We start from the raw sequence: 18,884 nt of genomic DNA, 5'->3' as shown, positions 1-18,884 counted from the left end.
GTTCCTACTATCATGGAATTCCGGGCATTGCCCGAGGGAGATCCGCTTTGAGGGAAGAATTGTTTCAACTCATTCAAACCCACGCCTATCGTTTCCGAGAGGAACCGTTCACCCTGGCCAGTGGTAGAAAATCCAGGCATTATTTTAATTGTAAGGAAATCACTCTTCATCCTCAAAGATTGGAATTACTTTGTAAGTATATTGTGGAAAAACATCTCCCGGAATCCGGTTTGGATGAGGAAGAGGCTTTCGGAGGCCTCACCATGGGATCTGATCCAATCTGTTTCGGGATCTCTTTAGAATATCGCAAACAGTCCAAGAACGTGTTTCCCTTAATCGTTAGGAAACAAGCAAAGGATCATGGCACCAAAAATTTGGTAGAAGGTGGAGTAAACGCAGTCAAATCCTGTGTGGTTGTGGATGACGTGATCACTACTGGAGGTTCTACCTTGCAGGCGATCAAAAGTTTGAGAGATGCGGGATTGGAAGTAAAGGCTTGTATCTGCATTCTGGACAGGGAAGAAGGCGGCAGGAAAGCGATAGAAGAAGAAGGGATCAAGGTGTTCCCTTTGTTTAAAAAATCAGAATTCGGAAGTTTAGAATAATGTCCGTATTTCAATACGATTCTCCCGTTTTTAAAAAAAAGCTACTGATCCGCACAGGACTTGTGCTTTCCGTTTTCGTAATATTTCTCGGAGTCAGTTTTGTTCAGGTAGAATTGGACAAAAGATCCGCATTTCTTTCCATGTATCTTCTTCTGAGTGGGGTGCTTATACTGCTTCTTTTGAAAAATTACAGAAGACAGTTGAAAGTATTGGAAGGTGCCAAGGTAGAATTGGACTCTTCTTCCTTAAAACAATGGAACGCGAAAGGCCAATGTATGGAGTTCGAATTCCGAGATCTAGAAGGTATTGAAAAGGATAGATTTAGAGGTTATGAAAGAATTCTACTCATTTCTAAACAAGGAACATATATCCCGATCCTAAATCTGGAAAATATGGACCAGTTTTTAAGCGAACTAGAAAAGAAGTCCGGCAAAAAAGCGAAAATTTTCGAGGAAGATACAAAGGTCTTAAGCTGGAAAACTCTTATCGCATTCGTACCTTCTATCGGAGCTGCAATCGCTTTCGGGAGCGGATACTGGAAAGAAAAACAGGACGCTTTATTTATCGTATTCGTAGCGAACGCACTTTTGTTTCTGATCTATTTTCCTAAAGATAGAATGGACACTGGATATTCCGCAAGAAGGCGTTATATTTTTATTTTAGTGGTATTATTGATCGTTTTAGTCGCTCGATATTTCGAGTGGGTTTAATTTTGGATGGATCCTGAATTGGTAATACCTTTCAGGATATTCATTTTTTTCTGAGCAAGCCTTCTTAACTCGGTCATTTCATCTGTAAAATTTTGTAGGATAGGGTCCAGATGCATATGATTCTCCATTGTCTGGATACTATCTCTTACATATTTTAGATCGTCAAAGCTCACTAACTTTCCACCCAGGATCAACTTACGCACCGTATCGAATTCGTACTTTCTCAAATGGATACGAACTAAAAACTCTACGGAAAATTTAGAAGTCAATCTGGACCAAGGACTTTTGGGATTAAAAGCAACCTCGTTAGAAGCGACTGCGTCAGCCGCTCTTTTAAAACCTAAAGGAGAACCTCCACCACCACCCAATGAAGTGATCTCGTAATCTGGAATGTCTCTCGCAACGGTAACAGGTGCACCATTTCTTTCCAATAACTCAGATAATAAATTCCTACGCCTATTATCATCGTACTCGTTCGGAGCAGCGGTGAGAACTCTTTGGTATTCTTCCAACATCACCGCTATATTGATGAACCTTCCCAAAGGAGTATTATTATGTTCTTTGATCTTTGGAAATAATTCTCTCGTGATCTGGAAGGGAGATTTTCTTTTATAATAAGTGGCCTCGTAGGCCTTTTCCAATTTTTTCTCCGCAAACCCTTTCAAGTCTGTAACGATCTTGAGATCTGCGTAGATATAAGCGTCGACCCCCTGGTCTTGGTCCCTGGAATTTTTGGATTGTTCCGGAAGAACGATCTTAATGATGAAAAGATACCTAGCTTCCCGGAGCATTTCCAGGGTCTGGCGGATCTCATGCGCGTCCCTGGAAAAGAATGCGATCATATCTTTCAAAAAAGAATCGGAAGAAGGGATCCGATTGTCTTCTTGCTGGTTGATCTTTTTGATCTCTTCCGCAAGTTCCAGAGCGATTTCCAGCTGAGTAGCCATCGAAGGAATAACATACTTCGAGGCTAGCTGGGAATCAAGATAGTTTTCCTCATTCCGGACTGAGCTGGAAGCTCATTTTTTTCAATAAACGCAGAGGATAAACTGCGGAAATCCAACCTAGAATCGGTGCAAAAATTAGGATTAGGATAGGGGTTTCGGGCAAAAAGGAGAAGGTAAGGGTCCAGCCGAATGCGTTCTTATTCACCACATAAAGAATGATGGGGGACATGATGAGAGAAGAAATGATCCCGAAGAATGCCCCGAATCCTGTCAGATAAACCGATTCAGTTTTGAGGATAATCCCGAGTTGGTCCTGAGAGGCTCCTAAATATTTTAGAAGCCCCAGAATCCTACGTTTATCATACAATGTATGTACAAGAGAAGAAAGTAGAGAAATTACGGAGATCAGAATAGCTGTTGCTTTTAGAGAATCCAAAACCCTGAAAACTTTATTGATCTCGTATAGATAAATTTCCCTGAGTTGTGCGGAATCGAGTAAGATCAGATCTTTATATTTTGGATCCGAGTTTAGAAAGTCTAAAATTTTCTTTTTGGAATATTCTATCCCGGATGCGTCCGAATATTCTTCTTTTAAAAAAAGTTTAATAGAGTTTATGGTTTTAAATTCGAAGTTTTTTTCGTAGGAACGAATATCCATCATCACCGTTCCCTTTTCCGAAAAGAAATGTTCTTTGATCCCTTTGATATGAAAATTCTTTTTGCCGAAAGGAGTTTGGGAAATCAGAACATCTCCCACTTTCAGCTTTTTTAAATGAGCCATATTCGAGGAAATTAAAACATCCGTTTCTTCTTTTACTTCATTTTCAATTCTTTCCTGTTTATTTTGATACACGGAAAAATCATAAGCATGTATGATAAAATTTCCTTTATCAGTTTCGAAAGAAGTATTCACTAAAAAACCGTCGAGGTAAGAACTTACGCCTAAGTCCCTGATCTTGTCAGGAAGATCTTTGGGAACTCCACCGTGAATTCCTGAATGAAAGAAACGATCATTGATGATCGTAAAATCGGAAGGATATTCCGAATCCACCCAATCGTTCAGGGATTTTTTGTAACTGTCTGTAAGAATGGTCAGACATAAAACCAAAGAAACTGCAAGCATGACCGTAGCCGCAGTCAAAGTATTCCTTCCTGGATTTTCTTTTAATTCTTCCAGGCCTATTCTGAAAAAAGGAAAACTTTTGTCGCTTCTATCCAGAATTTTAGAAACACCTGAACTGAATAGGGAAAGTAAATAAGGAAAAGCGAATGTGATCCCGATTGTCACACCTCCCACACCCAATAAACCCGGCAGAGGGAGTTTCCAAGGAGAAGGAAGATTAGAAATCCCTAAAGAAGATAAAAATATGATCCCACCATATATCGCAAGTCTGGAGTTAGGGATCTGTCTTTTTTCTTTTTGGGAATCTCTGAGTATTGAAAGGGGAGGGACCTTTCCCGCTCGGATTGCAGGATACACGGAAGAAATGACTGAACCCAAAATTCCAAGTCCTGCTGCAAGACTTAAGTCGAAAAGAGAAATGGAACTATAAGTTGATAATAGGTTTTTATCTACAAGCCCGGACTCAGGACGGAAAAAATCCAAACCGGAGAAGAATATACCGAATACGATCCCTAAAATCGTGCCTATACTTCCTAAAAGAACGGACTGACTTAAAAAAAGAAAAATAGAAGATCTTACATCTAATCCTAAGGTTCTTAATATCCCAAGTTCTCTTTCTCTACTCAAATACAAACCTGTCATAGTATTGGAAACCATGAAAAATGCGATTAGAAGTGAGATAAAAGATATGATCAGCAGATTTAACTGGAAAGAACGAAGTGCATTTGCCGATTTTTCTTGGATTTCTTCCGAGGTTTCTATTTTGACATTAGAACCTAAGATCTTATGTAGATTTTCTTTTGTTTGGGAAAGGTTATGATCGGAAGACCTTAAAAGAAGATAGTCCGCCCCGTTTATATCGGAAAATTTTTCTTGGATCAAAGAAATATCTTCGATGATCAAAAATCCGCCTTCCATATCTACAGGGATATAATCTTTAAATTCCCAGGTTTTTCCATTCAGCAAAAGAGTGAATGGAGCTCCTTTGAATTTTTCCGCTAAGGATTTGGATACATACGTTTTTTCTAATGGACCTGAAGTTTCGGAACCGGTGTCTTCTCTTAAAGGAATTCCCAGATATTCTTTTGTAAGATCCATTCCCATGTAGAGAACTCTTACGTTGTCTGAAGAAATTCCCTCCTGCTGTATTCTAGGCCTGACTGCGAAAATATTCTTTAAATCCGGATGCGAATGTATTTCGGAAAGAATCTGCCAATCTAGGCTTTGGCCAGGTCTACTCGGAGAAATTTTCAGATTAAAATCTCCCTTTAGGTAGCCCATGGAAAAATCGACGAGCGATCTTTCTGCTTTGTTTGCATTACTTGTAGTAGATAAAAACAAACCAACGCCCAAGGAAATTCCTAAGAGTGCGAAAATAAATCTGGGAAGATGGGTCTTAAAATATTCGTATAAGAATAAGAAGTATAAATTCATACGAGGCCCAAGGCAGGATTTTGTTCAGGCAATATCAATCCATCCTTCATCTTCAGCCGAACTTTTCCTTTTTCTCCGATCTCTCTATCATGGGTTACAATAAATAAGGAAAATTTTTCCTTCTCTTGTAACTCTAATAGAAGTTCCAAAATTTTATGAGCGTGGTATGTATCTAAATTTCCTGTAGGTTCATCCGCCAAAACGATACTAGGACGTTTTGCAAGTGCCCTTGCGATCGCAACTCTCTGTTGTTCTCCCCCGGAAAGTTCATCCGGTTTATGTATGAATCTATGAGTAAGATCAACCTTCTCCAAAGCTTCCTTTGCAATTTCTCTCGCCTTTGATTTTCCCAAACCTGAAATATAAAGAGGTAGAGCTACGTTTTCCAAAGCACTTAAGTAAGGAAGAAGGTGAAAGAACTGGAAAATGATCCCGGTTTCATTACGACGATATTCAGTAAGTTCCTGTTCCGTAAAATTGCTTAGGTTTTTTCCGCCTATCCAAACTTCTCCGGAGTCGGCTTGGTCAATCCCGGAGAGAATATTCAAAAACGTGGATTTACCTGAACCGGATGGGCCCATCAAAGTTAAAAAAGTATCTGCAACGTCTAAGTTGATCCCTTTCAGGACAGGAACGTTTTGTTTTCCGTTTTTATAGGACTTGGTTAAATTTCGGATTAGGATCTTATTTGTCGGATTCGACATGGTCCTATTTTGTATTCTCTATAAGAGGACGCAAGGAAAAGAAGGGTGTAAGAGGCACGGAGGTAAAAGAGGCACAGGGAAATTTTCACACAGAGGCACTAAGTCACAGAGAGAGGAGTGCGGATTTATGAAAGAATATAATAGTTATATAGATTTAAAATAAGTTTGGGGAATAAGTCACAGAGAAAAAAGAGACACAGGGAATATTCACACAGAGGCACAGAGTCACGGAGGAGTAAGAACTCCTACACGCCACAATTAAACCCTCTGCGCCTTTGTGTCTCCGCGTGGAAATAACTCTGAGTCTCTTTCAACTCTGTGACTTACCTAGTAATCCTCGCGAATTCAATTCCTTGGTAATAATGACGGATGATTTCTGCGTAGGTAAAATTTTGCTTTGCCATACCGAAACTTCCCCATTGGCTTAGGCCAACACCATGACCGGCACCCATACCCTTGATCAAAAATCCTTCACTTTCTCTTTTGATTCCGAAACGAAGAGATTTCACGGAAGTTCCAAGCAAGCCGCGAAATTCTTTTCCTTTAATTTTAGAAGTGCCTTGTTTACCGATCACTTCTAAAAGATCCACTCTACCGGAAGGAGTTCTGGAAAGAACTTGGACGGATTGGATGGAACCCAAACCTAAGGAAGAAAGTGTCTGATCCATTTTATCTTGGTTTAAAATTTCTTTCCAAACGAAATTATCACCTGCCTCATCAAATCTAGAAGCTACAGATTCCAAGTAAGGAAGTCTTTTGCCTCCCCAAACTTGGTCAGGAGTTTCGGTTCTTCCTCCACTGTTGGAATGAAAAAACATATGAATCGGATCATCTTCGTAAACAGCAAGAACACCTTCTGTATCACGAACTGCCTGGGTGGTTCTTGGATTTTCTTTTGCCATTCCTGAGTATGCTTGTGAATTCACAGTGGATTCCACATCATAAGCGGTATCTTTTTTATTCAGGATCTCTCTAATTGCATACGTTCTAGAACAGATTGCTTGTGCTTTCAAAGCCTCAGTCGGCCAGCCTGCAGGAACTTCGGAAGGAACTACGGAATACAAGTATTCTTCCAAAGGAACCCGGTTGATAAGTAGAACGTTACCATTTTTATCAGGTTGGAGTAAAATTTCTCCTCTGAACTTTCTTCCCTTATATTCCAGACCTGGATTGTCCGCTACGAAACGGATTGGCGCCTTCAATTTTTTAGCGTCTAAAGAAACCGCATCATAAGCACGTTTGATCAGAAGATCGTTCACATCATATACGAAAATTACGCCGTCCGCTTTGATCATTAGATCGGATTCGGCCTTTCCTAAAAAGACTCGGATCTTTTCGGAAGTTTTGAGAGCATTCGGAGAATTCCAAGGACGGATAATGACGGTATTACAGCCCCAAACCGCCAAAATTAAAATTGATAGAGTGATGATAGAAAGTCGTTTCATGGGCACCTGTCGGTTTCGTATACCTTTGGTACTTACTATCGAAAAAAAATCGGATTCCCTTCAGCGATTTTTAGGGAAGAAGATGGATACTGCTTCCAAATGGGGCGTTTGAGGGAATGGATCGCAAAGTAGGAATTCCTCCATTTGGTAGGATTCTTCTAAAATGCGAGCGTCTCTCAAAAGATTTTCCGGGTTACAGGATATATAGATCAGCTGAGAAACAGGATTCGAATTTAAGAAGGCGCATAATTCGGGAGAAAGGCCGCTTCTTGGCGGATCAGCGATCACTACGGAATCCTTCCAAGGAAGATTTGCGGAGGACATTTTCTCCAGACCTTTTTTATGAAATAGGTCGAATGCCAGAAATTCTATCGTTTTGTCCGGGAATACTTCCTGTAGGAACTCCTCGCCTGCTGATACGGAAGATTGCACGATATCGATTCCAAGAATCCTAGAAAATTTTTCTCCGAATAGAATGGAAAAAAATCCACTCCCACAAAAAAGATCTGCAAGATTCTCCGCCGGTTTGATCTTAGATTTAATAAATTCTAAAATTTTAATGAACTCTTTAGGGTTCGGCTGGAAGAATCCGTCAAAAGGGATTTTGAACTTTTTACCCCAGATCTCTTCTATCAGATAAATATTTCCTCTGACTGCGATCGCTTCTCCCGAGGCGGAAATTTCCCCTTTTTTCCTGTTAAAACAGAATACTATGTTTTTAGCGCTTAAGATCTCTTTTGCTTTTTCTGCTACACGCTGCATCAGATCTTCATTTTTGAAGTCTTCTGTGAATGTAAGAATACTCATGGAGTCATCTGTAAAAACGGATTTGCGAAGTGTGAAATATTTTAGATAACCTGTTTCTTTTTTGCGGTCATATTCTAATTCGGGAAAAGATTCTAACAGTTTTTGGAATAAAGGTATTTCGGAATTTGCCCAGTCTGTTTGGATAGAACAGTTCTCTATTTTTACAATCCTTCTAAAATTTCCAGACATCCTTAAACCCACAACTCGTCCCGGAAAAACCGCAAAGTCCATACGATTTCTGTAAGAGTAAGAAAATTCTGCTGGGGAAACTCCCTTGTTGATCGGATTAAAATTTTCTAATCCTTTTAGGATCGGCTCGGATGTTAATTTGAATTGTTCCAGATAGGGTAGGTGTTGGCCGGAGCATCCACCACATTCTCCAAAACTTGGGCATCGGGGGGAAGAAACCCTAGGTTCCAAATGGGTAGGATTCCATTTATAGAAAACTTTTCTTTTTCCGAATTTGTATACATCGTATACGTCTCCAGGAAGAGAATAAGGGATTTCTATTTTTCTTTTTCCTAATATACCTTCTCCTCTTAGATTGGGAAGAAGGTTCTCAATTTCTAAAACTCCGAAAGGTTCCTGATCAAACATGGATTAAGGACGAATGTCTATATTCTCCAAACCTTGGTTGGTAAATATCTCTTCATATTTGCTGATATAAGGAGCTTCTTTTTCGATTCGTTCTTCTATCGCCATAGAAGCTACGCCTGTTTCTCCGTATTCCTGCAGGAAATCTCTTCTGGCCATTCTGTGGATCAGTTCATCCCAGAATAATTCATTATCGTAATCCGAGATGATATCGAATATATCCGTTTGATCTTCGAATTTGCGAGTAGGGAAGTATACGTCGTCAGCGGCATCATAGTCCACGAATTCCTGCTTCCCAAAATCTTTTGCAAAGGAAAGTATGTATTGCTCGAGTTCGGCATAGGAATTTAATTCCTCGTCACCTTCGTTAAAAGCATTGATCATCCAACTGGAGATCGCGATGGATTTTAGTAAGGTTTCGTACTGCTCGGGTGTGAACTCAATTTTCATGCAAAATCCTCGAATTAAGGTCAATTTTAACTGGAGAGCCCAAGGAGCTACCAGATTTTTTCAGGGCATTACCCGCTTTAGAACCTTCTTATTTTGTATTGGGCTGGTTTCAGGGTTTGGATTTTGTACAAGCCCTCAGAGATTTGATCAACTGAAGAAAGTAAAAGAGGATAAGGCTTTAGTTTATGTGCTTAGACCACAAAGAGAAGCACAGTCCTTATTCGCATTCGGTATCGAATTGTATAAATATCCGGGATCTTTCAAAGAAGGAAATCGTAGTTTATTCCAAAACTTCAAATTAGATTCCGGGGAATATAGGATCTTGGAGTTGAGCCCAGGGTTTTATGCGCTTAAATGTAGAGATTTCGAGAAAGTATTTTTTGCGAAAGAAGGTAAGATTTCATTCTTATCCGTTGAACTTTATAATACAGGGAACTTCTCCTTGCCTGATCTATTTATCCAAGAATCTAAACAGGAAGATGCACTTAGATCTTTATTAGAAGAGAAAAGAATGTATTGGAAGTCTTCCGAAAACTAAGGATTCCAATGAGAAATCAGCTCTTCTAGATAGTTCTGAAAATTTTTTGCCCCTTTTGATCTTCCCATCTCCGTCCAATCTAAGTGTCCTGCACCTTTGATCTCCCAGAAAATTTTAGGATCTTTCGCTTTCTGGAAAAGTTCCATCCCATTCGGATAGGAAACGATCTGGTCTTGCGTTCCATGTACTATTAATAGTTTTACAGGAGAAATTTGGCTCACTACTTCACCGGGACTTAAATGATCCGAGAAGAAAATTCCGACCAATTGACCTATAGGAAAGAAAAACACTCTTTCGGCGACGGTTTTAGCGACATGAGAATAATAGGCAAAAGTGCCGTCACCGACGACTAGTAATAACCCTTCTTTATTTTGCATTTCTCCTACGGATCTTATCGCAAGTGCTCCTCCCATACTCTGTCCGTAGACAATCCAAGGAATTCCCAGTTCTTTTGCCCGATTTTGTTGAAATTTCAAAACTTCTTTAGAATCTTCTAATATAGGTTCCTTCTCCGCTTCTCCTTCCGAATCTCCGTAACCTCTATAATCCCAGACCACCAATTCGTAACCTTTTTCTACAAGCCACACAAGACTGATATAGTGGCTGGACATATTGTCCCCGTTTCCATGGAACTGAAGAATGCTCGCCTTGGCCTTTATCTTAGAGGGTTTGAAAATCCAAACTTTGATATTCGTTCCATCTTTCATTCGTAGCGAAAGTTTCTCGGGTTGAAATCCCATTTTTTCGGGAGGGATATACATTTCCCTTGTAGGATGGAATAACATAGATGAACAATTGCCTAATAAAAATAGAATAAGAATGGAATAGTAGATATATCTAAAATTGGTATACATAAGAGAAGCTGGCTTCATTATAATTCCTTTGGGCTTTTGCCTCTAATCTTAATTCGTGATTGGCCTGAATCGCATAACGAAATCCTAATTGTGCCTTATAATCGTCGGGTATCCCGTATACTGAAAAAGTATAATAATGCAAAGACAGCACTGCTTTAAAGGAATCGAAATTTGCGATCCAATATGCAGCAATTTGAGGAGCCACGACAGCATTCGTATCGTATTTTCCATTATATCTTACTTTTGCACCTGCCTGAGCTGAGAATAAAAAACGTTTTGGTCCTTCCGAAAATTGGTCTTGAAAACTGTAACCAAAAGTAGCTTCTAAATTTGCGTTTGTGACTCTTTCATATTTTTCGGATTTGGAAACATCATCCAATCTATAAAGTGTATAAGATAGATCTTCAGGCCTGAGGGCCGCCTGCCATTCTAAAAGTTTTCTATCTTCTTTGTTTCTATTTTTCTCATAAACGGAAGAATCTGCTCCAGAATCCACAAAATAAGAAATAGAACGACCTAATGAATTATAGGGAGTTAATGAGAGAAGTCGGACAATATGTAGTTCTTCTAGATGTAATTTTTTAGAATTTTCGTAGTATCTTGCCTTAAAAGAAAAATAATCCACCGAAGAATTCGGAATATAACCTTGGTCCGTATTCAAAAGATCATGAACTGCTGCCCTGTAACCGAAACCTAAAAAATTTCCCAAACTGGATATTCCCATTTCATGGTATAATGCTGAACTTCCATGACCCACATGAGGGCTTTGAGTGATCGTAGGATATCCTGAATCCTGATAATCGGTCGGAAGTTTACTCCTGAATAAAAGTAATTGTTTATAAGTCTGGTCCCATTCTTTGGGAGAATCTCCTTCTGCTTTTTTGTAACGAAAAGAGTCCAGGATTGTATCCGAAAGAAAAGAGGTTCTGATTTTGGGATCAGGCTCTTTGTTGGTCAAAGGGGATATATCTCCATTCTTCATTACACTTTCGTAAAGATCTTTTTCTTCCTCGTTCATTGTTCTGAGTTTTTGAATGATTTTACTATGTAGGGAAGGTCTGTATTTGATCTCTTTTACGAGACCTGCCTGTTCCATATATTTTTTAACCGTATCTCCCGGGATCACAAAAGGAGCCTTATCACGTAAATGAAGACTGGGCCTCGCTACTTCCATCAAAGAGAATAGATGATAAGAGCAGTTCTCATCTAAAAAATAATAATCGAAGGTGGCTGCTCCCAATTCCCAGAGATGCCTAGTCATTCTTTTGACTTCTTCCTCTTTAAGATCCAGTTCATATTCCCAAAGATCTCTACTTTCGATATCGTTATATTCTGCAATCTTAACATAATAAGGATATAAGGAGAATGTCCCGGGATATCCTCCAAATAAGCCTAAAATAGAATATACGATTGCATTCGTAGATTCAGGATCCGCGTTGGCCGCGTAATTTACCGAATATTCTAATATTTCTTTTCTATTAGGATCTCCGGAATCTAATTTTAAAAGAGTGTGGCCGAAGATAGAAGCGGGTGCATTCATATAATAAGAAGCGAATATGATCTTTGCACCTTTTGGGTTCAAAGTTGCGAACCACTTTTCGAATCTTGAACAATCCACCTTTGCAAAATCTCCATCCGGAATGGAAAGTTTTTCTTGGATCCATCTTTTCCTTTCCGGAAATTTGCACACCGGATGCATCCAATTTTCTTCTCCCAGAGGAGGGGAAGTTTCCGTCATAAAGGCTTCGATCGCGGAAAACAATTCCTCTTCCGGGTTTTTTCTCCCATCTCTGGAAAGAAAAAAAGAAGAAGAGTCCGCCTCGCTCACCCAGTTTCCGAAGGTAGTTTTAGTATAATGTAATAGAAGTATCCAATATCTATCTTCCCAAAGTTTTTTGGTCTCCGCCAATTTTTGGTATTCCGAGATCTTTTCCGTGCTTGTTGCATAAGCCGGGCTAAAGGCTCCGAAGATAGAGAATAGAAAGAATATTATAAAAAGAGAATGGTATTTGGCTGGCACTTATAATTTTAGATTGGACGAATATTCCCTTCTCCTTTTGAGAGAAGGGAATAAACCTTATTTAAAAGGTGTATCGATCAGATTTTGCAACTTCCGACTAAAGCGGAGTTGTTTGCTACTTCGAATCTCATTTTTTCCAAGAAGGAGTCAGGAGAGTTTTGGTCGAAAAGTGCGGAAAATTTCTCTTTTCCTATTTTTCCGAAAGTTCCCATATCGGAACAACCCATCAAGGAAGCGAAAGCTTCCATTTTCTCTCCGGAACCTTTAGCAAATTCTTGCTCCAAAGATTGGAAGTTCATGTGAACAAAGATCTGTTGTTCCGCTTGCTTTTGAGTAAAGCCGCTGGTCTCACATCCCAAAGTTCCTGTTGAAATTCCGAACGTTTGGTTTCCAAGAGTTCCGTTTACGGTAGCTGCAATCACTTGATGAACTTTTTTGTTCTCAGTGATTACGATAGAACCTAAACCGCATCCAGCAGCACCGTGTTTAGCGGAAGCCACATAGAGTGGAGAAGCTACTAGAGCGAAAAATAGAGATACTGCTAATATTCTTTTCATGAGTTATCTCCTTAAATTTTGCAGCTCTTAGAGAGTGCCGCGTCTTTTCTGATTCCGTCTTTTACCGCGCTAAGTAAAGAAGAAGGAGTGGTTTCTTGAGTATACAGTACATCAAAATTGGATTTAGTGTATTCTCCCAATTGAGCGGTTCCGTTTGTGGAACAGCCTAGAAGTCCTGAAAGTGCTTCTAATTTTTCCCCTTTTCCTTGTGCCATTTCAGCTTCCAAAGAATTGAAATTGAGGGAAACAAATACTTCCTGAACTTTTTCTTTATGGACCAATCCATCAGTAGCGCATCCCAAAGTTCCGGTAGTAATTCCGAAAGTTTGGTTGCCCGATAGAAGGCCGTTTGTGGTAGCCGCTAAAAGTTGTTGGCCACCTTTATTTTCCTTAAAAATTAAAGATCCGAGCCCGCAACCAGCTACACCGTAGTCTGCGGCAGTGACTGAAATTCCCGAGGACAAGCAGAGTAATCCGACCAATCCTATCGATAGAAGTTCTTTTTTCATAAACGAACCTCTCCTTCCTTTTTAGTTGGGGAATATAAGAGTTCCTCAAATGGGATATGTCAACTAGAATACCTTTTAGTCTTGTTTTCTAAAAAAGTTTTTTCCAGGACTTTCTTCTATGTTTGAATACTTCGTAATAATTATTTTTTGATGACGCGATAATTCAGCAGGGTTATGGCATTTTCGACTACGTAGAAAATATTTCTCATAATATTTTAAAATCTTACTCGTTAAAATACTGAGTGCAGTTTTAAACTTATATTAAATTTTTTGAATGTGATTAGAAATTGTAATATTCTATGATATTACGTTTGGGTTTCGGGTTTTTTATTTGCTAAATTATGTGAAAAATCTTAACGAAAAAATGTGTATCTCATATAGGATAATAAATCCTGGATTATTTTCTATCCGGTTAAGAATCGATTTCAGACATCTTTTTTATAGAAAAATCAATTTTTTACGCTGAATTTCTTTGCATAATATCGGTTGACGTATTCTGAGTACATGCCCAATTAGTTCCTACTAAAATTTTGAGGAAATTTCTTCATGAAAAAATCACTAGTATTAGTGTTGGCTTTAGTTGCTGCATTCTCTATGAATTGTGTATACAACTATTCTGTTAAACACCCTACTTCTATTTTGGTGACTACTGGGAACAATGTTGGTCCTTATACGAGCCAAGGAACTTTCGTAATTCAAGAAACTAATCTTGGATCTGCAACTTTCGGTTTCTCTGCCTATGGAGCAAGTCCGGAAGGAATTGGCGCTCGTTTTCCTGAAACAGAAGAACTAGCTAAAGAATTGAATGAGAAGTTAGTTGCGAAAGCAAGAGAATTAGGTTCTAACGCGGTAATTAACGTGCGTTACGGATATGTAAAATCTCCAGTTCTAATTCCGTTCCTTGGACCTCTAGCAATCGTTAGCTTTGCAGTAACTGGCGAAGCGGTTACTCTAGGCGCAGCTCCTAAGAAGTAATTTTCTTTATTTCCAAACAGGAGATTCTCTTCTGTTTGGAAATGTCCTGATTTTTCCAAACAATAACGTAAATATGTGCAAACCTCTTCTCGCTAGGTATATAATACTATTTTTAATTACTTCCTCACTTTCTTTTTGTGCTAGTGAAGCTTTTATAGAATACAAGCCTATCCTCTCCAGCTCACCTTGTAATAAAACATGGAAAACTTTAGAAAATTTATGCGATGAAGATTTAGAGGATTTAACATCTAGCTTCGATTTTTGGAAGGGCATAGAGCCGGAAAAAATAAGTTCCGAACATTTTAAAGAATTACTTAGGAAAGGGAATTCGATTGATTCCTTGAGCGTGGCTTATTTTCAAGCCTGGGCAAATTTACCTCGTTCATCTGCAATTTTGGAATTTCTGAAAAATAGAAAAAAAATTGATCAGCAAACGATTTTAGAAAGAAAGAAATACTTCGTAGCAATTATTCCGGGAATGTTCTATAAGGATAATCCGATTACCGGTGCGGACGGAGCTCCTGTTCGTTATATTTTAGATTCACAGGGTGTTCCAAATGGAAACATTCCCATCGATCAAGTCGGTTCTTTAGAGGAAAATTCCGAACAAATCTGTAACTTTATTAAAAATTATAATCGGCAAGAATATTTGATCCTGTACTCGACAAGCAAAGGTGGAAGTGATTTTAAATATGCCGTTTCTAAATGTGGAAAGGAAAATTATTTTTCGAAAGTAAAAGCTTGGCTGAACGTGGCAGGTCTCTTGAGGGGAACACCATTGATGACTCACCGAACCGATTCATTTATTAAACGGTTTTTTTTGAGGGTGGGGATTCCTCTCTATGGTTATAGATTTGATTCCTTATACGAACTGAGGAAGTCGGAGGATTCTCCATTAGCTACGGAAGTAAGGACGCCTTCTTCCATGTATGTTTTAAATGTTCTGGGAATACCAATGACTAGGCATATTACTTTTCGCGGATTTCCAAACTACTCGGAATTGGCTATGTATGGGCCGAATGACGGTCTTACTTTACTTCCTGATGCAATTCAAGCAGGAGGGGATGTATTTCCCCTTTGGGCAAATGATCATTATTTTCTGAAATTTAGAGATCCTAGTATGTTCTTGGGAGTTTTAGATTGGGTTATTCAGAATATTAAGAAATAATAAAGAAAGAAATATTGATTCTCTTTTTATTCCGTTTCCGCCAGAGAATAGCCGGTTTCCAAATAGAATTGAAAAGTTTTGTCCAAACTATAAGGTCCTGCGTATCTGGAGAGGTCCTTCTCCAGTTCCCCAGCTTTTAAATTTTTATACATGTCTTTCCATTCTTTGGAAATGATAAGTGCCGATTCTTCCGGTTCCGTTTCTGCGACGGATCTGAGCGCAAATACCAATACTTCCCAACTATAAGAAGAATGTTTAAGTAGTACGTTCCATTCTTCTATGTTTGGACTTTTTTTTGTGCGTATAATTTCTTCTAAAAGTTCTGTTCCTAAGACCCCGGAATCCGATCCGATTTGTATATAATATCTTCTTAAAGGAAGAAGATAGTCCTTATCCGGAAAAAGATTCTTTCTGAGAGAAAGTAGAAGGGCTCGTCTTGCTAATGCTGCGGATTCTATAAACCTTCTCTGGTCTAGATATTCCATACTAATGATATGATGAAAGATCGGCTCGTCTCTGAAAATATTTGCCCTTTCCAGAAGTCCTTCTTCATATAAATTGGAATCCTTAGATTTATAGGATAAGATACAGAGTCTATGTAGGTTTTTATTCCTTGGAAAATAAGGTAGGAACCTTTTACATCTTGCGATAGAGTCGTCTATTTTTCCCACTTTTTGGAAACCAGAGATCTCATCTAATAGAGCCTGTTCATCTGCTTGGTATGGATTGGAAGATTCTAATTCTTTTAAGGTAGCTTTATAATATTCAATATCTCCGATCCTGGAAGACCAAAGTAATGCCTTGTATCTGAGATTTCTATTTTCCTGATCTCTGGACAATAGTACCCGAGCAGTGTTAAGAGCCTTATCCGGAAATCTAAGGGAATCATAAAGATCCGTCATTTCTTCCAGTAACTTGGTCTGATCAGGATTTAATCTGAGGCTTGTCTCATAACTTTTGAGTGCCTCTAATTCTTCTCCCTTTCCTTTTTGGGATTTTCCTAAAATCCAATAATAACGGAAGTCTCTGGGCTCTCCTGTTTCGTCAGCGATCTGTAATTTTTCTAACGCTTGTTGGTATCTGCCTCTTGCCGCTTCTTCGGCAGCCTGCTGGATCAGCTCTTCCCAAGAAAAGGTTGAACTCAAGCCCAGGACCGATTTTATAGTGCAAATAACTAGAAAGAACCAAATGGAAAGTGTACGTCTCATATTAGCTTTGGCAAACACAGGTCCCATCTTTTTAAACCATCGGAAATTTTAAAAAAAAACAAGAGGTTTCCCTGAATGAATTCGGTTACCATTATTCTGGCTTTTGCCTTCCTGGCTATTTTGACCGCCGTAATATACGCATTAAAGGTCACCAGGATCCAAATCGGAACTGAGGGCGGAAAGGATAACGAATCTAAGAAATTGATCGAAATTTCTTCCGCAATCTCCGAAGGCGCTATGGCCTTTCTCGTGAGAGAATACAAGACCATTTCTCTCTTCATCGCCTTTATGGCAGTTCTGATCTTCTTCCTTTTGGATAATCCGGAAACCCCGGATTTTAACGACGGGTTGTTTACAGCGATCGCTTTCGTTGCAGGGGCCTTGATTTCCTGTCTTTCCGGTTTTATCGGGATGAAGATCGCAACTGCAGGAAACGTTCGTACTGCTCAGGCTGCTAAAACTTCCATGACCAAGGCTTTCAGAGTCGCTTTTGATTCTGGTGCGGTAATGGGATTCGGTCTGGTGGGACTTGCAGTTCTCGGGATGATCGGACTTTTCCTTCTTTATACTCATTTATTCCAAAACGTAGGAACTCTTTACCTAATGGAAGCTCTGGCTGGTTTCGGTCTGGGTGGTTCTGCTGTTGCTCTTTTTGGAAGAGTGGGCGGGGGAATTTACACCAAGGCTGCCGATGTTGGCGCTGACTTAGTTGGTAAGGTAGAAAAGGGAATCCCTGAGGATGACCCTAGGAACCCAGCGACTATCGCAGATAACGTTGGAGATAACGTCGGTGACGTTGCCGGGATGGGTGCTGACCTATTCGGTTCCTGTGCAGAAGCTACTTGTGCCGCTCTTGTGATCGGTGCGACTGCAACTGCTCTTTCCGGAAATACTGATGCCCTTTTATATCCACTTTTGATCTCCGCTTTCGGGATCCCTGCTTCTCTACTAACTTCCTTCATCGCTTCTGTGAAAGAAGGGGGAAATGTGGAGAGGGTCCTAAAAATCCAACTTTGGGTTTCTACTTTGATCGTAGGTGCGGTCATGTATTTTGTAACTGATAAATACATGGTGGATTCTTTCGAGATCGCAGGAAAAACAATCGGTAAATGGAATGTTTACATTTCTTTGATCGTAGGTCTGTTCTCGGGAATGTTCATTGGTTTGATCACTGAGTATTATACCTCTCATTCTTATAAGCCTGTAAGAGAAGTTGTAGACGCTTCCAAAACCGGAGCTGCCACAAACATTATCTACGGACTAGCTTTAGGTTATCAAAGTTCCGTGGTTCCGGTCATTCTACTCGTGATCACTATCGTTACCGCGAATATTTTGGCGGGAATGTATGGGATTGCGATCGCTGCCCTTGGAATGATATCCACTATCGCGATCGGATTAACTATCGACGCTTACGGTCCAGTTTCGGATAACGCAGGCGGGATTGCGGAAATGGCGGAACTCGGAAAAGAAGTTCGTAATCGTACAGATACCTTAGATGCTGCCGGTAATACTACTGCTGCTATCGGAAAAGGTTTTGCGATCGGTTCTGCTGCTTTGACTTCCTTGGCATTGTTTGCTGCATTTATCACCAGAACTAAAACTACCGGTTTGGATATTCTGAACGCAGAAGTTTTCGGCGGATTACTTTTCGGAGCGATGCTTCCATTCGTCTTTACCGCAATGACCATGAAATCAGTAGGTAAAGCAGCTGTGGATATGGTGGAAGAAGTTAGAAAACAATTCCGCGAAATCCCTGGTATCATGGAAGGAAAAGCTAAGCCTGATTACAAAAGATGTGTGGATATTTCCACCACAGCGGCTTTAAGAGAAATGATCCTTCCTGGACTTTTGGTTCTTTTAACTCCGATCTTAGTAGGTTACTTATTCGGAATTAAATCTTTAGCAGGTGTTTTGGCTGGAGCATTGGTAGCAGGTGTGGTTCTTGCAATCTCTTCTGCGAACTCCGGTGGCGGTTGGGACAACGCTAAAAAATATATCGAAAAAGCTGCCGGTGGAAAAGGTTCAGACCAACACAAAGCTGCAGTTGTGGGAGATACCGTAGGAGATCCTTTAAAAGATACTTCCGGTCCTTCGATCAATATTTTGATCAAATTGATGGCGATTACAAGCTTAGTGTTTGCGGAATTCTTCGTGCAACACGGCGGGTTATTGCTTCGCTTGTTCCAATAAGAATTTTCTAAAATTCTAATATAGAAAAGGGATCCGAAAGGGTCCC

The 18,884-nt window shown here is 39.7% G+C and carries 17 protein-coding genes; 6 read left to right on the top strand and 11 right to left on the bottom strand.

The window, feature by feature from the left end:
• The first annotated feature begins 47 nt into the window (after positions 1-47).
• Together pyrE and CH365_RS18680 are read left to right on the top strand one after the other, a co-directional pair.
• The gene (gene pyrE / locus CH365_RS18685) at positions 48-605 is read left to right on the top strand and encodes an orotate phosphoribosyltransferase (protein WP_100770052.1); all 558 of its coding nucleotides are present in this window, start codon (positions 48-50) and stop codon (positions 603-605) included.
• Positions 605-1,315 (top strand): hypothetical protein, encoded by a 711-nt coding sequence (locus CH365_RS18680; protein WP_100770051.1) that lies wholly within the window; start codon positions 605-607, stop codon positions 1,313-1,315. Before pyrE ends, CH365_RS18680 begins: the two co-directional genes overlap by 1 nt.
• On the opposite strand, the gene CH365_RS18675 is transcribed toward CH365_RS18680, so the two are convergent.
• From CH365_RS18675 to CH365_RS18650, 6 genes are all read right to left on the bottom strand, one after another.
• Positions 1,312-2,262, bottom strand: coding sequence for a hypothetical protein (locus CH365_RS18675; RefSeq protein ID WP_100770050.1), 951 nt, complete (start codon positions 2,260-2,262; stop codon positions 1,312-1,314). The two genes, CH365_RS18680 and CH365_RS18675, sit on opposite strands and share 4 nt — an antisense overlap.
• 49 nt (positions 2,263-2,311) lie before the next feature.
• Positions 2,312-4,819 (bottom strand): FtsX-like permease family protein, encoded by a 2,508-nt coding sequence (locus tag CH365_RS18670; RefSeq protein ID WP_100770049.1) that lies wholly within the window; start codon positions 4,817-4,819, stop codon positions 2,312-2,314.
• Positions 4,816-5,523, bottom strand: a complete 708-nt coding sequence (locus CH365_RS18665) for an ABC transporter ATP-binding protein (protein WP_100770048.1) — start codon at positions 5,521-5,523, stop codon at positions 4,816-4,818. The genes CH365_RS18670 and CH365_RS18665 overlap by 4 nt, the downstream gene beginning before the upstream one ends.
• 323 nt (positions 5,524-5,846) lie before the next feature.
• Positions 5,847-6,968, bottom strand: coding sequence for a SpoIID/LytB domain-containing protein (locus CH365_RS18660; protein WP_100770047.1), 1,122 nt, complete (start codon positions 6,966-6,968; stop codon positions 5,847-5,849).
• Positions 6,969-7,028: 60 nt separating this feature from the next.
• A complete protein-coding gene (locus CH365_RS18655; RefSeq protein WP_100770046.1) occupies positions 7,029-8,372 on the bottom strand; it encodes a class I SAM-dependent RNA methyltransferase in 1,344 nt (447 codons plus the stop codon).
• Positions 8,373-8,375: 3 nt separating this feature from the next.
• Positions 8,376-8,819: a hypothetical protein gene (locus CH365_RS18650; protein ID WP_008589780.1), complete on the bottom strand. Its 444-nt coding sequence runs from the start codon at positions 8,817-8,819 to the stop codon at positions 8,376-8,378.
• On the opposite strand from CH365_RS18650, the gene CH365_RS18645 reads away from it, so the two are divergent.
• A complete protein-coding gene (locus CH365_RS18645; RefSeq protein ID WP_100770045.1) occupies positions 8,818-9,357 on the top strand; it encodes a hypothetical protein in 540 nt (179 codons plus the stop codon). The genes CH365_RS18650 and CH365_RS18645 overlap by 2 nt on opposite strands.
• Here the strand turns inward: CH365_RS18645 and CH365_RS18640 are convergent.
• From CH365_RS18640 to CH365_RS18625, 4 genes are all read right to left on the bottom strand, one after another.
• Complete coding sequence (locus tag CH365_RS18640; RefSeq protein ID WP_100770044.1) at positions 9,354-10,229, bottom strand: alpha/beta hydrolase; 876 nt, start codon at positions 10,227-10,229, stop codon at positions 9,354-9,356. The two genes, CH365_RS18645 and CH365_RS18640, sit on opposite strands and share 4 nt — an antisense overlap.
• Entirely contained in the window at positions 10,195-12,231 is a 2,037-nt protein-coding gene (locus CH365_RS18635; protein WP_100770043.1) for an Lnb N-terminal periplasmic domain-containing protein, read from the bottom strand. The genes CH365_RS18640 and CH365_RS18635 overlap by 35 nt, the downstream gene beginning before the upstream one ends.
• Positions 12,232-12,308: 77 nt before the next feature.
• Entirely contained in the window at positions 12,309-12,788 is a 480-nt protein-coding gene (locus tag CH365_RS18630; protein ID WP_100770042.1) for a DUF3015 family protein, read from the bottom strand.
• A gap of 11 nt (positions 12,789-12,799) precedes the next feature.
• The gene (locus tag CH365_RS18625; protein WP_100770041.1) at positions 12,800-13,297 is read right to left on the bottom strand and encodes a DUF3015 family protein; all 498 of its coding nucleotides are present in this window, start codon (positions 13,295-13,297) and stop codon (positions 12,800-12,802) included.
• Between the two features lie 546 nt (positions 13,298-13,843).
• On the opposite strand from CH365_RS18625, the gene CH365_RS18620 reads away from it, so the two are divergent.
• Positions 13,844-14,272 carry a YbjQ family protein gene (locus tag CH365_RS18620; protein WP_100770040.1) on the top strand — a complete coding sequence of 143 codons (429 nt, stop codon included), beginning with the start codon at positions 13,844-13,846 and terminating at the stop codon, positions 14,270-14,272.
• A 340-nt stretch (positions 14,273-14,612) separates the two neighbouring features.
• Complete coding sequence (locus CH365_RS18615; protein ID WP_125226336.1) at positions 14,613-15,440, top strand: hypothetical protein; 828 nt, start codon at positions 14,613-14,615, stop codon at positions 15,438-15,440.
• Positions 15,441-15,466: 26 nt separating this feature from the next.
• On the opposite strand, the gene CH365_RS18610 is transcribed toward CH365_RS18615, so the two are convergent.
• The gene (locus CH365_RS18610; protein ID WP_100770069.1) at positions 15,467-16,648 is read right to left on the bottom strand and encodes a hypothetical protein; all 1,182 of its coding nucleotides are present in this window, start codon (positions 16,646-16,648) and stop codon (positions 15,467-15,469) included.
• Between the two features lie 75 nt (positions 16,649-16,723).
• Between CH365_RS18610 and CH365_RS18605 the strand changes: the two genes are divergently transcribed.
• A complete protein-coding gene (locus tag CH365_RS18605; protein ID WP_100770038.1) occupies positions 16,724-18,838 on the top strand; it encodes a sodium-translocating pyrophosphatase in 2,115 nt (704 codons plus the stop codon).
• Positions 18,839-18,884 lie beyond the last annotated feature (46 nt).

Origin of the sequence: Leptospira neocaledonica, assembly GCF_002812205.1 — a bacterium.
GTDB classification, from domain to species: Bacteria; Spirochaetota; Leptospiria; order Leptospirales; family Leptospiraceae; genus Leptospira_B; species Leptospira_B neocaledonica.
The sequence above is the reverse complement of the archived record's forward strand: the minus strand, read 5'-3'. Positions and strand labels throughout refer to the sequence as shown.